The organism is Klebsiella africana, from assembly GCF_020526085.1.
Classification (GTDB): Bacteria; Pseudomonadota; Gammaproteobacteria; order Enterobacterales; family Enterobacteriaceae; genus Klebsiella; species Klebsiella africana.
In genome coordinates, this window is sequence record NZ_CP084874.1 from 4168254 (window position 1) to 4185374 (window position 17121).

The following is a 17121-nucleotide window of genomic DNA, read 5'->3' on the forward strand; positions in this document are numbered from 1 at the left end:
GTCACTCGTGCCGAAATCTACAGCTGAACTGGTGGTCGAGCGCTTTTATGCCGCGCTTGACCAGGAGGTGGAAACCTCATTAACCGCAGAGCAGAAACGGGGAATCGAGCAGGCGCTGGTGCGCGCCAACCTGGCGTCACGCCATCGCATCGATTTTCGCCACAGCTTTCCGTTCCTGCATCGCCGCTATTTCGTGGTTTTTCTTTTTGGCCGGGATCTGCGCAAGGTTTCGCGCGAGAGCACCCTGTTTGGGCGCATCTTCGCGACCCTGCTGATTACACTTGGCGTAGTGTTCGCCCTGCTGTCGATCCTGCTGGCGCTCTATATGCTGAAATCAGCATTAGGGATTGATGTATTTAAAAATTTCCACGTCGGTATCTGGACGTGGTTTGTTAATCTTCATGACCACATGACAAAGTGAATTGAGTATGGCGATATTGTCTCTGCCCAAAGCTAGCCTGTTTCGCGCCCTGCTGCTGACAGGCGCGTTGGCGTCAGCATCCGTTGGCGCGCAAACCACGGTCATCACCCCGCTTCCTTTCGATGGCCTGCTCACTAATCCGGGCATCGGCGTCGCCAGCTTCCATGATGGCTATGGTGAAAAACCAACCCGTGCAGAGTATCCCAATACCGGTTTTGAATACGATCGCTTCTACTGGAGCGAGCTGGAACCCCAGGAAGGGGTTTATAATTTCGCGCCGATCGATAACGCCTTTAGCGTCGCCGCCAGCCATCAGCCAGCCATGAACGTCGGCCTACGGGTAATGGCGCTTGACGAGCCGCAAACGGGATCGAAAATTCCCGACTGGTTGATCGCCAAAGGGATCAAGGGCCAGTGGGTCGCCGATGGCAAAACCTTCGTGCCGGATCTCAGCGATCCAACCTTTATCGCCTATGCGCAGAAACTGCTGAACGCCCTCGGTCAGCGCTATGACGGCAATCCGGAACTAGCCTTCATCGATATCGGTATGGTCGGATCCTGGGGCGAATGGCATAACTCCAACTTTAGCGACATTCCGCCGTTAATGGAGAAATACACGCCGGAGCAGCTCAATCGCTATGTTGATATGCATTTCGATAGCTTCCCGAAAACGCCGAAAGTCATGCTGATTAGCGGCGGCGATTCGCTGGCCTGGGCCAGCCGCCGCGGCGCGGGCTGGCGGGCGGACTGCTGGGGGGACTGGCATAATTTCTCCAGCGAGTGGAGCCATATGCGCGATGATTATCCGCAGCGGCTGGCCGCCGCCCAGGCCGCGGCGCCTGGTTTTGTCGATAGCTGGAAACGGGCGCCCGTCAGCCTTGAGATCTGCGGCTATATGAGCGAATGGCAGAGCGTGCAGCACTACACGCGTGAAGAGGTGCAGGCCACCTTCGACTGGGCGCTGCAGCAACACGCCAGCAGCCTGAACCTGAAATCGCGACCGATTCCGACGGAATACCGCGATATTGTCGACAAAGCCTTACTGCGAATCGGCTACCGGTTCCGGGTCAACAAACTCGCCTTCGAGACGCCGGTTAAGGCTGGTAAGCCGTTAGCGGTTAGTGTCACCTGGCGTAATGATGGCGTCGCCCCGGCTTACCTGTTCTACCCGGTACAATGGCGCGTGGTTAACGCCGCAGGCGCCACGGTTACCCAGTTAAAAACGCAGGATGATGTGCGCCGCTGGCTGCCGGGGGATATGCAAAGCACTGTCACTCTCACGCTACCCGCCTCGCTTCCTGCCGGCAATTACGCGCTGCAGACCGCCATTACCGATGCCCAGAGCAAACCGCGCCTCCAGCTGGCCAACGAAGGCAAAACCGCCGACGGCTGGTATCAACTGACCACGTTTTTAATAAAATGAGTGTTAGGGAAAAGTGAAGGTTAATGCCATAAGCCAGATTCTCCGCGAGATCACAGCCAACGGCAGTATGAAGGCGAAAACCGCGATTCTGCTCTATCGACTCGCGACGCTGTATCGTAGCCGCAACTCGTTTTACAAGCTGCTCGGCATGCTATTCGTTATTCTCAATAAACTGATTAACGAGTGCCTGTTTTGCGTCGAACTACCGTGGCAGACGCGGATCGGCTACGGACTGAAGCTGTACCATCCACATTGCATCGTCCTCAATCGCGGTACCGTAATCGGTAAAAACTGTATTCTGCGTCAGGGAACCACCATCGGCAGCCTGACGGATAGCGAAGGCCACGAAGGGGCAAGCCCGGTGATTGGCAATAACGTCGAATTCGGCGCCCACGCGATGGTCATCGGCCCGGTGAGGTTGGGTGATAATGTCAAAATTGGCGCGGGTACCGTGGTGACGAAAGATCTGGCCGCCGGACAAGTGGTAGTCAGTCAGCCGTTCCGGGTGTTGCACACTCATCGCGAGATGCAAGAATAACGACATGTAAAGCGTAACAACAGTATATCATTCCCGGGAGTCATCCGCTTCCCGGGACAGGAAGCGGATACCAGAGTATGGCTTACGCCCGCAGGCGAACCGGTTCGCTGAAATCGTCGGCCGGTTCCAGCTTCAGATTAAAGGTGGTCAGCAGCGCTGCCGCGCGCTCGTGAAACTCGCGCAGCGTTTTTTCCAGTCTGTCGCTCACTTCCGGGTCGTCAATGTCAACCGCCTGCCATGAACCTTCTTTATTGAACAGGCCAAACTGGTAGCTGTAGGTGAAACGTGACTCTTGTGCTTCCATTTCCATCCACCAGCCCCAGAACTCACGCTTCTCCGGTGCGGGCTTAACATTGACGCAAACTGCCAGGCAATCGAAAAAGAAACGGTTGTCATGGCACTGCTCTTCACGAATGTAAGGCCCCAGCGCCGTGAATTTCTTAATCAACTTACTTTTCGGGTGTCCACTCGGTAACGTCATTGCGATCTCCTTTAGTGATGCAACTGTTTTACCAAACCAATAGAATTTAGCAATAAATTAACCAAATCTATGATTAATCCAGCGGGCGATCTGTCGCAATGCGTGATCAAAATTGCGATACACCGGATTAAACGGGATCTCCAGCAGTTTGCCATCAGCAGATGACGAGGTGATTAACCGCGACTCCTCTTCGGGGCTGAACGGATCGTCCTTCCAGAAGCCGGAGAGCATCGGCGTCGGGCAACGGCGCCCCAGCAGTCCCTGGGTTTTTAACGAGTAGCGGTTGAGCTCCACGCGCAAAGCTTCATCGGACGCGTCATGCATGCCCAGCCGCGAGGCCAGCACGTCAAGATACATCTCCGGCACGCGCCCCTGATGCAGGGGATCCACCAGCAGACCATGAACGACCGGACCCAGACAGGCTACAGCCTTCAGCCGCTGCGGCTCAAGATAGCCCAGACGCACCGCGATATTGGCGCCAAAGCGGAAGCCGAAAGCGGCGACCCGGGTATGGTCAATCCACGGCACATTTTCCAGATGGCGCAGCGCGTGCTGATGCAGCAGGCTGGTGTCCTGATTTAACGTCCATTTTGACGAGAAGCCGATGGAGGGCATATCAATGGTCAGCATGGCAATGCCGAGCGGTGAGAAGTAGTTCTCATACAGGTTGTAATAATCGGTCTGCAGCGAGTCCAGCCCGCCGCACATCAGCACCGTCGGAAACGGCCCCTCGCCTTTTGGCATATGCAAAAAGCCGGTTATCGGCGAGCCACCGGGGATGGTGAACTCCAGCTCGCGCAGCGAGCCAGGCAGCCGCTGGGCGGCTTCTTCATACGCCCGGTTGGCTAAAGCCTGCGCCTGTTCGGCCAGCTCATCGCCTTTAATATGCGGATAAGCGGCAATGCTATACAGGTTCGAGGCATGCAGCCAGTGGCGGCCGCTCAGCAAAGGATCGGCTTCCTGCCCGGCCTTTTGCTGCCACTGCATAGCTTCTTTCGCCCACTCGAAGATCCAGTTGCCGCCGCGATAGCCGATGACGGTATCGAACAGCTCAGGATCGGTTCGTTCGGCCTCGCTCATCACAATGCGCGCTTGCACATCGAGGATCTCCTGCGGAGTTACGCCGCGCCAGATCCACATCAAACGGTTGATCAGACGGTACCAGTGATCGACGTGATTGCCGCTCAGCGCCGACTGCATCGCCTGGGGTTTTCCAGCAGAAAACCGACGCACCAGCGTAGAAGTTTCGGGATGTTTGAAGCGAGGTTTAAACAGCGTTTCGCTGAGGTTAGCCTGTGACATGTGCAGTCTCCGTCGTAGTGCCACTCCGGATATTGTAACCTGCTAAAGGATAAAAAAAACCACGCCCGGCAAGCCGGGCGTGGTAAATAGCACTGTCCTGTAGAATTAACGACCTGCGATAGGCGGTACAAACACCACGCCCATATCCCACGGCTGTTCAATCCAGGTATCCTGCGGAATATCAACCACGTAATCGTCTACCAGCGGGCGGCCTGCCGGCTTGGCGAAAATGGTGACAAAGTGCGCTTTTGGATACATTTCGCGGATCGCCACGGCGGTACCGCCGGTATCCACCAGATCATCGATGACGATAAAGCCTTCGCCATCGCCTTCCGCACGTTTCAGCACTTTCAGCTCGCGCTGGTTATCATGGTCGTAGCTGGAGATGCATACGGTATCAACATGACGAATGCCCAGTTCACGCGCCAGTAAGGCCCCCGGTACCAGTCCACCGCGGCTGACGGCAATAATGCCTTTCCATTGCTCAACCGGCAGCAGACGGCTGGCCAGTTTGCGGGCGTGAATCTGCAACATGTCCCAGGTGACGACGTATTTTTCGCTCATGTGAAGTGTCCCAGCCTGTGTAATACGGCTTAAATAATGTTCGAGGGGGAAAATGGTTGCGCGAGATTATAGAGATCTGACGCACTAAAAACCAGTGTTAAGCGGTTTGCGCAACGCTTTTTGCGTTGTTTACACTACCTGCGGCGGTGGAAAGTGGTATTCTCAACCCCATCGCGCAAGCCCGGGCTTGTTGTGTATTTTAACGCTAACCCTCGTCCTGCAACCGCTGTATGCAGGAGTCTGTAAGGAGACTTACCGTGTCTGAACTGTCTCAATTATCCCCGCAACCGCTTTGGGATATTTTTGCCAAGATTTGCTCCATCCCGCACCCGTCCTATCACGAAGAGCAGCTCGCCGAGCACATCATGGGTTGGGCAAAAGAAAAAGGCTTACACGCGGAACGCGACCAGGTTGGCAACATTCTGATTCGTAAAGGCGCGACTGCCGGTATGGAAAACCGTAAGCCGGTAGCGCTGCAAGCGCACCTCGATATGGTGCCGCAGAAAAATAACGACACCGTCCACGACTTCGTTAAAGATCCGATCCAGCCATACATTGACGGCGAATGGGTGAAAGCGCGCGGCACCACGCTGGGCGCGGACAACGGCATCGGAATGGCGTCCGCACTGGCGGTACTGGCCGACGACAGCGTCGCTCACGGCCCGCTGGAAGTGCTGCTGACCATGACCGAAGAAGCCGGTATGGACGGCGCGTTTGGTCTGCAGGCCAACTGGCTGCAGGCCGATATTCTGATCAATACCGACTCCGAAGAAGAAGGCGAAATCTACATGGGTTGCGCCGGTGGGATCGATTTCACCTCTAACCTGGCGCTGACCCGCGAAGCGATTCCGGCCGGCTTCCAGAGCTTTAAAGTAACCTTAAAAGGGCTGAAGGGCGGCCACTCTGGCGGTGATATTCACCTGGGTCTGGGTAACGCCAACAAGCTGCTGTCGCGCTTCCTCGCCGGCCACGCCGATGAGCTGGATTTGCGTCTGGTCGATTTCAACGGCGGTACGTTGCGCAACGCCATCCCGCGCGAAGCATACGCGACCGTCGCCGTCGCCGCGGATAAAGCCGATGCGCTGAAAGCGCTGGTGAATACTTACCAGGCGTTGCTGAAAAACGAGCTGGAGGCCAAAGAGAAGAACCTGGTGGTGCTCCTGGAAGCGGTCGATAACGACAAAGCGGCGCTGACTCAGGCTTCCCGCGACGGTTTCATCCGCCTGCTGAACGCCACGCCGAACGGGGTGATCCGCAACTCTGACGTGGCGAAAGGCGTAGTGGAAACCTCGCTGAACGTCGGCGTCGTCACCATGACCGATGACAACGTACAGATCCACTGCCTGATCCGCTCGCTGATCGACAGCGGTAAAGACTATGTCGTCAGCATGCTGGATTCTCTGGGTAAGCTGGCGGGCGCGAAAACCGAAGCCAAAGGCGCATACCCTGGCTGGCAGCCGGACGCCAACTCGCCGGTGATGCACCTGGTGCGCGAGACCTATCAGCGTCTGTTCAACAAGACGCCGAACATCCAGATCATCCACGCCGGTCTGGAATGCGGACTGTTCAAAAAACCGTATCCGGAGATGGACATGGTCTCCATCGGGCCAACCATTACCGGCCCGCACTCCCCGGATGAGCAAGTCCATATCGAGAGCGTCGGCCAGTACTGGACGCTGCTGACCGAGCTGCTGAAAGCCATTCCGGCTAAATAAGCCCCACAACCGGCGGCGGCCCGCCGCCGGTTTTACCCCGCATCACCTTAGCGCCACGCGTTTTTCCATCCGGTAATTAATAAACCACTCCCCGCGCGCCGCCACCCGCTGCTCAGCCACCACCTTAAAGCCATGAGCCGTAAAACAGGGCTTTGCGGTAATGCTGGCGTCCACCGTCAGGATTTGCGCTGGATACTGAGCGCAGAGCGCCTCGATAAGCGCGCCGCCGATACCCTGGCGGGCACGATCCGGCGAGACGAACAGCAAATCGATATGCGTCCCGATGGCGGTGATAAAGCCAACCGGCTGGCTGTTGACCACGGCCACCAAGCCGATTGAGTCGGCCAGCTTTTGTCGCCAGCGCGTCTCATCCACCTGTGCCCAGGCCGCGATCTGCGCCGGGGTATAGTCCCGGCTGGCCGTTTCCCGCACCGCGCGCAGGAAGATCTGGCAGAGCAGTGGCAAATCGCTGTCGCGGTAAGCACGAATATCCATGGTTAAATCCCTAATAAAAGCTGCCTTTCCAGCTGCGGATCGAGCAGCGTCACGTGAAGCCCAACCAGGCGCACGCCCCGTCCGCCGCGGCGCTCATCCCAGGCTTTGTGCGCGGTCGCGATCAAATCCTCTTTGTTCAGCCGCGGCCAGACGTGCTCCTGAGTGGTCAGCTGGAAGTCATTGAATTTCAGTTTAATGCCCTGGCGGGCGATCAACAGGTCCGGTTTGACCTTCGCCAGCCGCCGCTCCAGTTCGGGATAGAGGTTTTCGATAATCGCTTCGCACTCCGGCCAATGGTGAATATCTTCCGCTAAGGTGCGCTCCACGCCCACCGATTTACGTTGCCGATCGTTATGGATTTCCCGCTCATCAATCCCGTGGCTGCGCTCCCACAGGATCCGTCCGAATTTACCGAAGCGCTTAAGCAGCATCGCCAGATCGCTGTTCTGCACATCGCCACAGGTTCGCAGGCCCATATTTTCCAGCTTCGCCGCCGATACCTTACCGACGCCGGGTATTTTCGCCAGCGGCAGCGCCCGCACAAACTCTGCCACCTGATGGGGAGCGATAACGAACTGGCCGTTGGGTTTATTCATATCTGAAGCGATTTTAGCGAGAAACTTTACTGGCGCCACGCCCGCCGAGGCGGTGAGATGCAGCTCCCGTTCGATGGTTTCGCGGATCTCCTGAGCTATCAGAGTGGCCGACCCGTGACAATGCACGCTGTCGCTGACGTCAAGGTAGGCTTCATCCAGCGACAACGGCTCAATGCGGGAAGTATAGCGGGAGAAAATTTCGCGGATATGGTTCGAGGCTTCTTTGTAGGCATCGAAGCGGCCGGGAAGCAACGTGAGATGCGGGCACAGCTTGAGCGCTGTCGCCGTCGGCATGGCGCTGCGCACGCCAAACTTACGCGCAGGATAGTTCGCGGTACTAATCACGCCACGCTGTACCCGACTGCCGCCTATCGCGAGGGGAATATCGCGCAACGCTGGGTTGTCGCGCATCTCAACCGCCGCAAAGAAACAGTCCATATCGACATGGATAATTTTACGCATCGTCAGACTCAACACTGTATACCCATACAGCATAGCAAAATCAGATGCGAATTTTATGCTTTTTTTATTTCATCGGCTAAAAAAGCGGTTAAAACATAAAACTGCAATAAATTATGTTTATTTTCATTGAGTTAAAAGATAAATCAGGAATATATAATCATGAAGAAAATACTTACCGCGCTTTGCCTGCTGGCCACCGCCAGCGCCTGGGCTGCTCCACAGCTGATAGCCCACCGCGGCGGCACCGGCGATGCCCCGGAAAATACCCTGCCGGCCATTAAGCTGGCGCTGGAGAATGAGGCCGAAGCCATCTGGGTGACAGTGCAGTTAAGCCGCGACGGCGTACCGGTGCTCTACCGGTCAAGCGATCTCTCCGCCCTGACCAATGCCGAGGGTAAGGTCTCCAGCTTAACTGCCGCCGAGCTGGCGAAAGTCGACGCTGGCTGGAAATGGGGTGATGAAAGCCACCCATGGCGCGGTAAGCAGGCCACTATTCCGACCTTGCAAAGCGTTTTACAGCACTGGCCGCACACTTTTTTCTATATCGATATCAAATCTCCGGATGCCGACCCGACCGTGATGGGCCAGCGTCTGCTTGAAGTGTTAAAAGCCACCAACAGCCTCGATCGCGTGCGGATCTATTCCACCGAAGACCGCTATATCGCCGCCCTGCCGCCAGCCATCCCTCGCTTTGTCACTCGCAGTGAAACCCGCACCAGGCTTGCCAATATTTCGCTCAGCCATCAGTGCCAGCCAGGGCGTCAACGCGATGGTGAGCAGTGGTATGGACTGGAGCTGAAGCGTAAAGTCGAGGTGGTGGAGAAATTCACCCTTGGCGAAGGGATCTCCCCGGCGACGCTCACCTGGGATAAAGAGGCGATGGATTGCTTCCGCTCGCAGGGTAAAGCGCACATTATCTTCTTCGGCATCAACAGTGTGGAAGATTACCGCACGGCGAAGGAACTGGGCGCCGACGGGGTGATGGTGGATTCTCCGGAGCAGGCGAAAAGCTGGCAGTAAGGGAGTCAACGGCTAAAAAGGCCGCGAAAGCGGCCTCACATTGCTGGCATGTTGTTGCCGGGTGGCGGCTGGCGCCTTACCCGGCCTACAAAACCGAAGCAGCAGACCCGGCAAGCGCAGCGCCACCGGGCCTAAATGGCCAAAGATTACAAAATACGCTGCTGCTGGCGCTGCGCCTCGCGGGCGAGACGTTTCTTACGCGCGTCGCACGGTTCCGGACAGTCGCAGACTTTCTCCAGCCCCAGCGAGGCGATCCCGCCGCAGCTGCCCTGGATGCTTTTACGCTTCACCAGGTAACCCAGGGACATACCGAGGATCACCAGCGCAAAAATCACAAAGGTCGCGATAAATACTGTCAGCATCGTCAGCCTCCAAAGTCGTCGAGCATGATGTTCTCATCTTCGACGCCCAGGTCTTTGAGCATTTTAATCACCGCGGCGTTCATCACCGGCGGCCCGCACATATAGAATTCGCAGTCCTCCGGCGCCGGATGATCGCGCAGATAGTTTTCATATAGAACATTATGGATAAAGCCGGTATGCCCGGTCCAGTTATCTTCCGGCAGCGGATCGGAGAGCGCGACGTGGAAGGTGAAGTTTGGATTGTCACGCGCCAGCTGCTCGAACTCTTCATCGTAGAACATCTCGCGCAGCGAACGGGCGCCGTACCAGAAGCTTATTTTGCGCGTGCTGTGCAGCCGCTTGAGCTGATCAAAGATATGCGAGCGCATCGGCGCCATGCCGGCGCCGCCGCCGATAAACACCATCTCGGCGTCGGTCTCTTTAGCAAAGAACTCGCCAAACGGCCCGGAAATCGTCACCTTATCGCCAGGCTTCAGCGACCAGATATAGGACGACATGATCCCTGGCGGCGCATCCGGTACCTTCGGCGGCGGCGTGGCGATACGCACGTTGAGCATAATGATGCCCTTCTCTTCCGGATAGTTAGCCATCGAGTAGGCGCGCAGGGTCGGCTCTTTCACCTCAGAGACGTAGCGGAACAGGTTGAACTTATCCCAGTCCGAACGGTATTCATCGGGAATATCGAAGTCAGCATAGGCCACTTTATGCGGCGGGCATTCAATCTGAATAAAGCCCCCGGCGCGGAACGGCACCACCTCCCCCTCCGGGATCCGCAGCTTGAGCTCTTTAATGAAAGTGGCTTTGTTATCGTTAGAGATAACGTCGCACTCCCATTTTTTGACGCCGAAAATCTCTTCCGGCAGCTCAATCTTCATGTTCTGCTTCACCGCGACCTGACAGGCCAGACGGCAACCGGCTTTGGCATCCCGCTTGGTTATATGCGATAGCTCGGTCGGCAGGATATCGCCGCCGCCCTCTTTAACAGTCACCCGACACTGGCCGCAGGAGCCGCCGCCGCCGCAGGCGGAAGAGACGAAGATTCCGTTGCTGGAGAGCGTGTTCAGCAGTTTGTCACCCGCCGGGGTGCGGATCTGTTTATCCGCTTCGTTATTGATCTCAATAACCACGTCGCCCGCGTTCACCAGCTTTGAGCGCGCTGCGAGGATAAGCCCCGACAGCACCAGCACAATCAGCGTGAACATCACGACGCCAAGAATAATTTCCATACTTATTCGCCCTTATAGCTGCACGCCGGAGAAGGACATAAAGCCCAGCGCCATCAGTCCGGTGGTGATAAAGGTGATCCCTAACCCGCGCAAACCGGCGGGCACGTTGGCGTACTTCATTTTTTCGCGGATCCCCGCCATCGCCACGATCGCCAGCATCCAGCCAATGCCGGAGCCGAAGCCGTAGACGATGGATTCGGGGAAGTTGTAATCGCGCTGCACCATGAACGACACGCCGCCGAAAATTGCACAGTTGACCGCAATCAGCGGCAGGAAGATCCCCAGCGCGTTGTACAGCGCCGGGAAGTATTTATCGAGGATCATCTCGAGGATCTGCACCAGCGCAGCGATCACCCCGATAAAGGTGATGAAGTTCAGGAAGCTAAGATCGACGCCTTCCACCAATGCGCCGTCGCGCAGCACCAGGTTATAGACCAGGTTATTAATCGGTACGGCCAAGCCGAGCACCACGGTCACCGCAACGCCGAGACCGAACGCGGTGGAGACCTTTTTCGACACAGCGAGAAAAGTGCACATCCCGAGGAAGAAGGCCAGCGCCATGTTCTCGACGAACACCGCGCGGACAAACAGGCTGATGTAATGAGCCATCACCGATTACTCCTTTTCCTGCTGTTCAGGCTTCCAGCTACGCAGGGCCCAGATCAGCAAACCGATAATGAAGAACGCGCTCGGCGCCAGCAGGAACAGGCCGTTCGGCTGATACCAGCCGCCGTTCTGCACTGTCTCCAGCACCGTGATACCGAACAGCTTGCCGCTGCCGATAAGCTCGCGCAGGAAGCCGACGATAATCAGGATCGCGCCATAGCCGAGACCGTTGCCAATACCATCCATAAAGCTCGCCAGCGGCGGTGACTTCATGGCGTAGGCCTCGGCGCGGCCCATCACGATGCAGTTGGTAATGATAAGCCCGACGAATACCGACAGCTGCTTGGAGGTCTCATAGGCGAAAGCCCGCAGCAGCTGATCCACCACGATAACCAGCGAGGCGATGATTGCCATCTGCACGATGATGCGCACGCTATTGGGAATATGGTGGCGAATCATCGAGATAAACATGCTGGAGAATGCCGTCACCAGCGTCACCGCGATAGTCATCACGAAGGCGGTTTCCAGTTTCGTGGTTACCGCCAGCGCGGAGCAGACGCCCAGCACCTGCAGGGCGATGGGGTTATTGGCGATAAGCGGCCCCACCAGCACGCGCTTCACCTCTTTCATATCGCTCTGTTCAGCCATTATTCAGCTCTCCCTCACGCACCTTTTTCAGGAACGGACCAAAGCCCAGTTCGCCCATCCAGAAATCAAAGCTATGCTGCACGCCGTTTGACGTCAGCGTGGCGCCGGATAAACCGTCAACCGCGTGGAGATCGCCTGCGCGCGCGCCGCCTTTTACCACCTTCAGCGACGGCATACCGTTGTCATCCAGCACCTGCTTACCGACAAACTGCTGACGCCAGTTCGGGTTTTCCACCTCGCCGCCCAGCCCCGGCGTTTCGCCCTGATCGTAGTAAGTAATGCCTTTCACCGTGCGGCCATCGACGTCCAGCGCCACGAAGGCATACATCATCGACCACAGGCCGTTGCCATAAATGGGCAGCACCACCTGCTCAATCTTCTGCTGCGCGTCGCGCACCAGGTAAATTTCCGCCAGATTACTGCGTCGCTTTATACCAGCCGGATCCTGACTGGCATCCAGGGCCATACTCTGCTGCGGATCCTTCAGCGCCTGAGCCTGATTAAATTTCCCCGGGTCTTTCTCCAGCAGTTCGCCGGTCGCCAGATTCACCAGCCGCGGGGTTATGCGCGCCGCGAAGGTATCGGCTACCGCATCGGCATCCATGCCGGGCTGCATCAGGCCGGCAACGGCCAGAATATTGCGCTGCTTATCCAGCGCCCGCTGCGCCTGCTGGCGGGATTTCAGCCCCACGGCCGAGCCCGCCACCACGATGGAGCAGACCAGACAAAGCACCAGCACCACCAGCAGCGTTTTGCCGATGCTATCGTTACTTTTCTTCTCAGCCACGCGACTTCCTCCGCTTAATATTGGCCTGCACCACCAGGTAATCGAACAGCGGTGCGAAGAGGTTGGCGAAGAGGATCGCCAGCATCATCCCTTCCGGATAAGCCGGGTTCACCACGCGAATCAGCACGCACATCACGCCGATCAGCACGCCGTAACTCCATTTCCCTTTATCGGTAAACGAGGCGGATACCGGGTCCGTCGCCATAAACATCATCCCGAAGGCAAAGCCGCCGAGCACCAGATGCCAGTACCATGGCATAGCGAACATCGGGTTGGTGTCGGAGCCGATAACGTTAAACAGCGTGGCGGTGGCGATCATGCCGATCATCACCCCGGCGACGATGCGCCAGGACGCGACGCGGCCAAAGAGGATGATCGCCCCGCCAATCAAGATCATCAGCGTCGAGACTTCGCCAATTGAGCCGGGAATGTTGCCGAGGAAGGCATCCATCCAGCTCACCGGCACGCCAGTCGCCACGTTCACCAGCGCTTCGCCACCGCCGCTGGCCCACTGGGAAAGCGGCGTGGCGCCGGAGAAACCGTCTGCCGCCGTCCATACCAGGTCGCCGGAAATCTGCGCCGGATAGGCAAAGAACAGGAACGCGCGCCCCGCCAGCGCCGGGTTGAGGAAGTTGCGTCCGGTACCGCCGAAAAGCTCTTTGGCGATCACCACCCCGAAAGAGATCCCCAGCGCCGCCTGCCATAGCGGCAGCGTGGGCGGGACAATCAACGCGAAGAGAATCGAGGTAACGAAAAAGCCTTCGTTAATCTCATGTTTGCGCACAATCGCGAACAGCACTTCCCAAAAGCCGCCGACGATAAAAACGGTGATATAGATCGGCAGAAAGAAGACCGCGCCCAGGGTCATCATGCTGAGCCAGCCGGCGTCAGCGCTGAAGCTGACGCCTAACCACTGGGCGACGCTGTAGTGCCAGTTGTTGGCGATCGCCTGCTGCAGCTGTTCCGCGCCGTACAGTTTGTGCAGCGCCGGAATGGTCTGCAGCCCAACGTTATACATGCCCCAGAACATCGCCGGGAATACGGCAAACCACACGAGGATCATCATCCGCTTGAGGTCGATGGCGTCGCGCACGTGCGCCGCGCCGCGGGTCACCTGCCCCGGCGTGTAGAAGATGGTCGCCGCCGCTTCATACAGCGGGTAATATTTTTCCAGCTTGCCGCCATGCGTGAAATGCGGCTCAAGTTTCTCAATCAGGTGCTTTAAGCCCATCTCTTATCCTTCCTGCTCAATCTGGGTTAACACACTGCGCAGCGCCGGACCGTATTCATATTTGCCCGGACAAACGTAGGTGCAGAGCGCCAGATCTTCCTCATCCAGCTCCAGACAACCCAGCGCCTGGGCGCTGTCGGTGTCCCCGGCCAGCAAATCGCGCAGCAATATGGTCGGCAGAATATCCAGCGGCATCACCCGCTCGTAGTTGCCGATCGGCACCATCGCCCGCTGGCCGCCGTTAGTATCTGTGGAAAAATGAAAGCGCTTGCGCTTGAAGAAATGACCAAGGGTGGTGCGGGTAATCGAGAACTTCTCTTTGCCCGGCATCACCCAGCCAAACAGCTCTTTTTCCCGACCTTCCCGAACCACGCTCACCTGCAGATGGAAGCGCCCGAGGAAAGCGTGCGGGCCATGGGCGCGGGTGCCGCTGAGCACCGAGCCGGAAATGACGCGGTTTTCGCCCGCTTCCAGTTCGCCTGCCAGCAGATCGTCCAGGCTGGCGCCCAACGTCGTTTTGACCAGCCGCGGCGACTTTACCTGCGGGCCGCCGAGCGCAATTATCCGTTCGCAGTTCAGCTCACCTTCAAGGAAAAGCTTACCAATAGCGATCGCATCCTGATAATTGAGGTGCCAGACCTGCTTATTCAGACTAACCGGCTCGAGGAAATGAATGTGCGTTCCCGGCAGCCCCGCCGGGTGCGGCCCGGAGAACTGATTAAAACAGACCTGGCCGAGAGGATGACCGCCCAGCTTGCCGCCGCTGGGCTGGCAGACGTGCACTTTCCCGTCGGTCAGACGCGTCAGCACGGTAAGTCCGGCGTCAAAGGCGGCGCGTTCGGCCAGAATAATCGGCTGCGGCTCCGCCGCCAGCGGATTGGTATCCATGGCGTTAACAAAGATAGCGGCCGGCACACTGCCGGGGAGCGGCGTTTTGCTGAACGGCCGGGTGCGTAGCGCCGTCCACAGACCCGACACTAGCAGCTGCTGCTGTACGGTGTCTCGCGGCAGGTCGGCCAGCGCGTCCGCGGCGTAACGGGTAAACGCCACCGCGTCATTGCCCTCGATATCAATCACCACCGACTGCAACACGCGCCGTTCACCGCGATGGATCGCGCTGACGACCCCGCTCGCCGGGGCGGTAAAGCAGACGCCGGGGATCTTTTTATCTTCGAACAGGATCTGACCTTTTTTGACCCGATCGCCTTCTTTGACCGCCATGGCGGGACGCATCCCGACGTACTCTTCACCGAGTAGCGCGACGCGCTTCACCGCTGGCGCGGGAGAAATCTGCTGTAATGGCATGCCAGCTATGGGCAAATCCAGCCCTTTCGTGATTTTAATCATATCGTTAGCAGGTATCCGTAACCTCAACCCCGACACAGGCCGGGGCCAGCTTATTGACAGAATGGCAGAGAAGAAAGGGCGAAACAGCGCCAGTGGCGCTCAGAACGGAAGAGAAGCATCCTTTCTTGCTCTGGTGATGAACCGGCGCAAGTGTAACATTTCGTGAGCGACGGCTGTAGCGCGAGGGGCAATAAGTGCTTCTAAAATGCGAGCTATTGCGCAAAGTTCTCACTGTGTTTTTGTCGCAGGCAGGTTATAAAGTGAGGCTAAATTGTAAACGCCGCCACGTCGCTCTTGCGAAAAAATGCCGTGATGCTAATGTGAGCGCTCTAAATCCAGAAAACTCTGATTTCGGGTCTCTCTTGCCGTCCTGGCAATGTGGCTATTTTGTTTTATCAAGGAACAAGCAGTATGCGCAAAATCGCATTATTTATTGCGATGCTTCTGCTGCCGTGCGTGTCATTTGCCGGGCTGCTCAGCAGCAACAGCCCGACGACGCCGGTTAGCAAAGAATACAAGCAGCAATTAATGGGTTCACCGGTTTACATTGAGATCTTTAAAGAAGAGCGCATGCTCGACCTTTACGTCAAAATGGGTGAAACCTACCAGCTCCTCGACAGCTATCGGATCTGCAACTACTCCGGTGGCCTCGGTCCTAAACAGCGCCAGGGCGATTTCAAGAGTCCGGAAGGGTTCTATAACGTCACCCGCAGCCAGCTCAAACCCGACAGCCGTTTCTATAAAGCGATTAACATCGGCTTCCCGAACGCCTACGATCGCGCCCATGGTTATGAAGGGAAATACCTGATGATCCACGGCGATTGCGTCTCTATCGGCTGCTACGCCATGACCGACAGCGGGATCGATGAGATCTTCCAGTTCGTGACCGGCGCCTTAGTCTTCGGCCAGCCAAGCGTGCAGGTGAGTATCTATCCGTTCCGCATGACTAACGCCAATATGGAACGCCACAAATACTCCTATTATGCGGATTTCTGGAAACAGCTGAAGCCTGGCTATGACTATTTCCAGCAGACCCACAAACCGCCGATTGTGTCAGTGACCGACGGCCGCTATGTGGTGAGCAAGCCGCTCAGTCACGAGGTTGTCCAGCCGCAGCTGGCCTCAAACTATACGCTCCCCGAGACAAAATAACGCCCACTCGCCTGGCATGATCTTGTGCCAGGTTTCATTGGCCGTCAGCGGCTGCGTGGCGATAACCGTGACCACATCGTTGGGTGTGGTCTCGCGTTGAAAGTCGATCTCCACATCCTGGTCCAGCAATTTTGCCACGCCGAACGGCGCCCGCCGGGTGATCCAGTGCAGATTGGTCGAGCAGAACGCCATCACGTAGCGCCCGTCCGACAGCAGCATGTTGAACACCCCTTTCTCACGCAGCTCACCCGCCAGGATAGCAATATACTTGAAAACGCCCAGCATATTGCCCGGCGTGCGCGGGTAGCGCTCGGTTAAGCGGTGCAGCAGCCAGCAGAAGGCCTTTTCACTGTCGGTTTCACCTACCGGGTGGAAATTTCCGGTTTTCAGCGACTTATAGCCTTTGAGCTGCCCGTTATGCGCATAGGTCCAGTTACGCCCCCACAGTTCACGGGTGAACGGATGGGTGTTCTCCAGGGCCACCATCCCGCGATTGGCCTGACGGATATGGGCGACAACGGAACAGGACTTAATCGGGTAATCCTGGACCAGTTTCGCGATCGGCGACTGAAAGCTCGGCTGCGGATCTTTGAATGTGCGACAGCCTTTACCTTCATAGAAGGTGATGCCCCAGCCGTCTTTATGCGGCCCCGTCCCGCCGCCGCGCTGCACCAGCCCGGTAAAGCTAAAACAGATATCTGTTGGCACATTGGCGCTCATCCCGAGCAGTTCGCACATAGGTCAC

At 57.2% G+C, this 17121-nt stretch carries 19 protein-coding genes; 6 read left to right on the forward strand and 13 right to left on the reverse strand.

What is annotated here, in order from left to right; all coding sequences use genetic code 11:
• Positions 1 to 7 precede the first annotated feature (7 nt).
• The 3 genes from LGL98_RS20135 (at position 8) to LGL98_RS20145 (ending at position 2382) form a co-directional block, all read left to right on the forward strand.
• The gene (locus tag LGL98_RS20135) at positions 8 to 421 is read left to right on the forward strand and encodes a hypothetical protein (RefSeq protein ID WP_015704480.1); all 414 of its coding nucleotides are present in this window, start codon (positions 8 to 10) and stop codon (positions 419 to 421) included.
• 7 nt (positions 422 to 428) lie between these two features.
• Positions 429 to 1844, forward strand: a complete 1416-nt coding sequence (locus LGL98_RS20140) for a DUF4832 domain-containing protein (protein WP_136031977.1) — start codon at positions 429 to 431, stop codon at positions 1842 to 1844.
• 67 nt (positions 1845 to 1911) lie between these two features.
• The gene (locus tag LGL98_RS20145) at positions 1912 to 2382 is read left to right on the forward strand and encodes a serine acetyltransferase (RefSeq protein WP_136031979.1); all 471 of its coding nucleotides are present in this window, start codon (positions 1912 to 1914) and stop codon (positions 2380 to 2382) included.
• Between the two features lie 82 nt (positions 2383 to 2464).
• Here LGL98_RS20145 and crl read toward each other — a convergent pair whose 3' ends face one another.
• From crl to gpt, 3 genes are all read right to left on the reverse strand, one after another.
• On the reverse strand, positions 2465 to 2863 hold the full coding sequence (crl, locus tag LGL98_RS20150; RefSeq protein ID WP_136031981.1) for a sigma factor-binding protein Crl: 399 nt from the start codon (positions 2861 to 2863) through the stop codon (positions 2465 to 2467).
• Between the two features lie 57 nt (positions 2864 to 2920).
• Entirely contained in the window at positions 2921 to 4165 is a 1245-nt protein-coding gene (gene frsA, locus LGL98_RS20155) for an esterase FrsA (RefSeq protein WP_002889742.1), read from the reverse strand.
• 105 nt (positions 4166 to 4270) lie between these two features.
• A complete protein-coding gene (gene gpt, locus LGL98_RS20160; protein ID WP_002889733.1) occupies positions 4271 to 4729 on the reverse strand; it encodes a xanthine phosphoribosyltransferase in 459 nt (152 codons plus the stop codon).
• A 257-nt stretch (positions 4730 to 4986) separates the two neighbouring features.
• On the opposite strand from gpt, the gene pepD reads away from it, so the two are divergent.
• On the forward strand, positions 4987 to 6444 hold the full coding sequence (gene pepD, locus LGL98_RS20165) for a cytosol nonspecific dipeptidase (RefSeq protein WP_025714958.1): 1458 nt from the start codon (positions 4987 to 4989) through the stop codon (positions 6442 to 6444).
• Between the two features lie 42 nt (positions 6445 to 6486).
• Here the strand turns inward: pepD and LGL98_RS20170 are convergent, their stop codons facing one another.
• Positions 6487 to 6939: a GNAT family N-acetyltransferase gene (locus LGL98_RS20170; RefSeq protein ID WP_136031983.1), complete on the reverse strand. Its 453-nt coding sequence runs from the start codon at positions 6937 to 6939 to the stop codon at positions 6487 to 6489.
• Between the two features lie 2 nt (positions 6940 to 6941).
• A complete protein-coding gene (gene dinB / locus LGL98_RS20175; RefSeq protein ID WP_136031984.1) occupies positions 6942 to 7997 on the reverse strand; it encodes a DNA polymerase IV in 1056 nt (351 codons plus the stop codon).
• Between the two features lie 159 nt (positions 7998 to 8156).
• Between dinB and LGL98_RS20180 the strand changes: the two genes are divergently transcribed.
• A complete protein-coding gene (locus LGL98_RS20180) occupies positions 8157 to 9017 on the forward strand; it encodes a glycerophosphodiester phosphodiesterase family protein (RefSeq protein ID WP_136031986.1) in 861 nt (286 codons plus the stop codon).
• 146 nt (positions 9018 to 9163) lie between these two features.
• Here LGL98_RS20180 and nqrM read toward each other — a convergent pair whose 3' ends face one another.
• From nqrM to LGL98_RS20215, 7 genes are read right to left on the reverse strand one after another with little or no spacing between them, the layout of a single operon-like run.
• Complete coding sequence (gene nqrM / locus LGL98_RS20185; protein WP_136031988.1) at positions 9164 to 9379, reverse strand: (Na+)-NQR maturation NqrM; 216 nt, start codon at positions 9377 to 9379, stop codon at positions 9164 to 9166.
• Positions 9380 to 9381: 2 nt separating this feature from the next.
• Entirely contained in the window at positions 9382 to 10605 is a 1224-nt protein-coding gene (nqrF, locus tag LGL98_RS20190; RefSeq protein WP_136031990.1) for an NADH:ubiquinone reductase (Na(+)-transporting) subunit F, read from the reverse strand.
• 12 nt (positions 10606 to 10617) lie between these two features.
• Complete coding sequence (gene nqrE / locus LGL98_RS20195; RefSeq protein WP_004177335.1) at positions 10618 to 11214, reverse strand: NADH:ubiquinone reductase (Na(+)-transporting) subunit E; 597 nt, start codon at positions 11212 to 11214, stop codon at positions 10618 to 10620.
• A gap of 6 nt (positions 11215 to 11220) precedes the next feature.
• Complete coding sequence (locus LGL98_RS20200; RefSeq protein WP_002889716.1) at positions 11221 to 11859, reverse strand: NADH:ubiquinone reductase (Na(+)-transporting) subunit D; 639 nt, start codon at positions 11857 to 11859, stop codon at positions 11221 to 11223.
• Positions 11852 to 12646: a Na(+)-translocating NADH-quinone reductase subunit C gene (locus LGL98_RS20205; protein ID WP_136031992.1), complete on the reverse strand. Its 795-nt coding sequence runs from the start codon at positions 12644 to 12646 to the stop codon at positions 11852 to 11854. The genes LGL98_RS20200 and LGL98_RS20205 overlap by 8 nt, the downstream gene beginning before the upstream one ends.
• Positions 12639 to 13877, reverse strand: coding sequence for an NADH:ubiquinone reductase (Na(+)-transporting) subunit B (locus LGL98_RS20210; RefSeq protein ID WP_136031993.1), 1239 nt, complete (start codon positions 13875 to 13877; stop codon positions 12639 to 12641). Before LGL98_RS20210 ends, LGL98_RS20205 begins: the two co-directional genes overlap by 8 nt.
• Before the next feature lie 3 nt (positions 13878 to 13880).
• Positions 13881 to 15224 (reverse strand): Na(+)-translocating NADH-quinone reductase subunit A, encoded by a 1344-nt coding sequence (locus LGL98_RS20215; RefSeq protein WP_136031995.1) that lies wholly within the window; start codon positions 15222 to 15224, stop codon positions 13881 to 13883.
• 411 nt (positions 15225 to 15635) lie between these two features.
• Between LGL98_RS20215 and dpaA the strand changes: the two genes are divergently transcribed.
• The gene (dpaA, locus tag LGL98_RS20220; protein ID WP_025714966.1) at positions 15636 to 16376 is read left to right on the forward strand and encodes a peptidoglycan meso-diaminopimelic acid protein amidase; all 741 of its coding nucleotides are present in this window, start codon (positions 15636 to 15638) and stop codon (positions 16374 to 16376) included.
• Here dpaA and LGL98_RS20225 read toward each other — a convergent pair.
• Entirely contained in the window at positions 16347 to 17114 is a 768-nt protein-coding gene (locus LGL98_RS20225; RefSeq protein WP_136031999.1) for a class II glutamine amidotransferase, read from the reverse strand. The two genes, dpaA and LGL98_RS20225, sit on opposite strands and share 30 nt — an antisense overlap.
• Positions 17115 to 17121 lie beyond the last annotated feature (7 nt).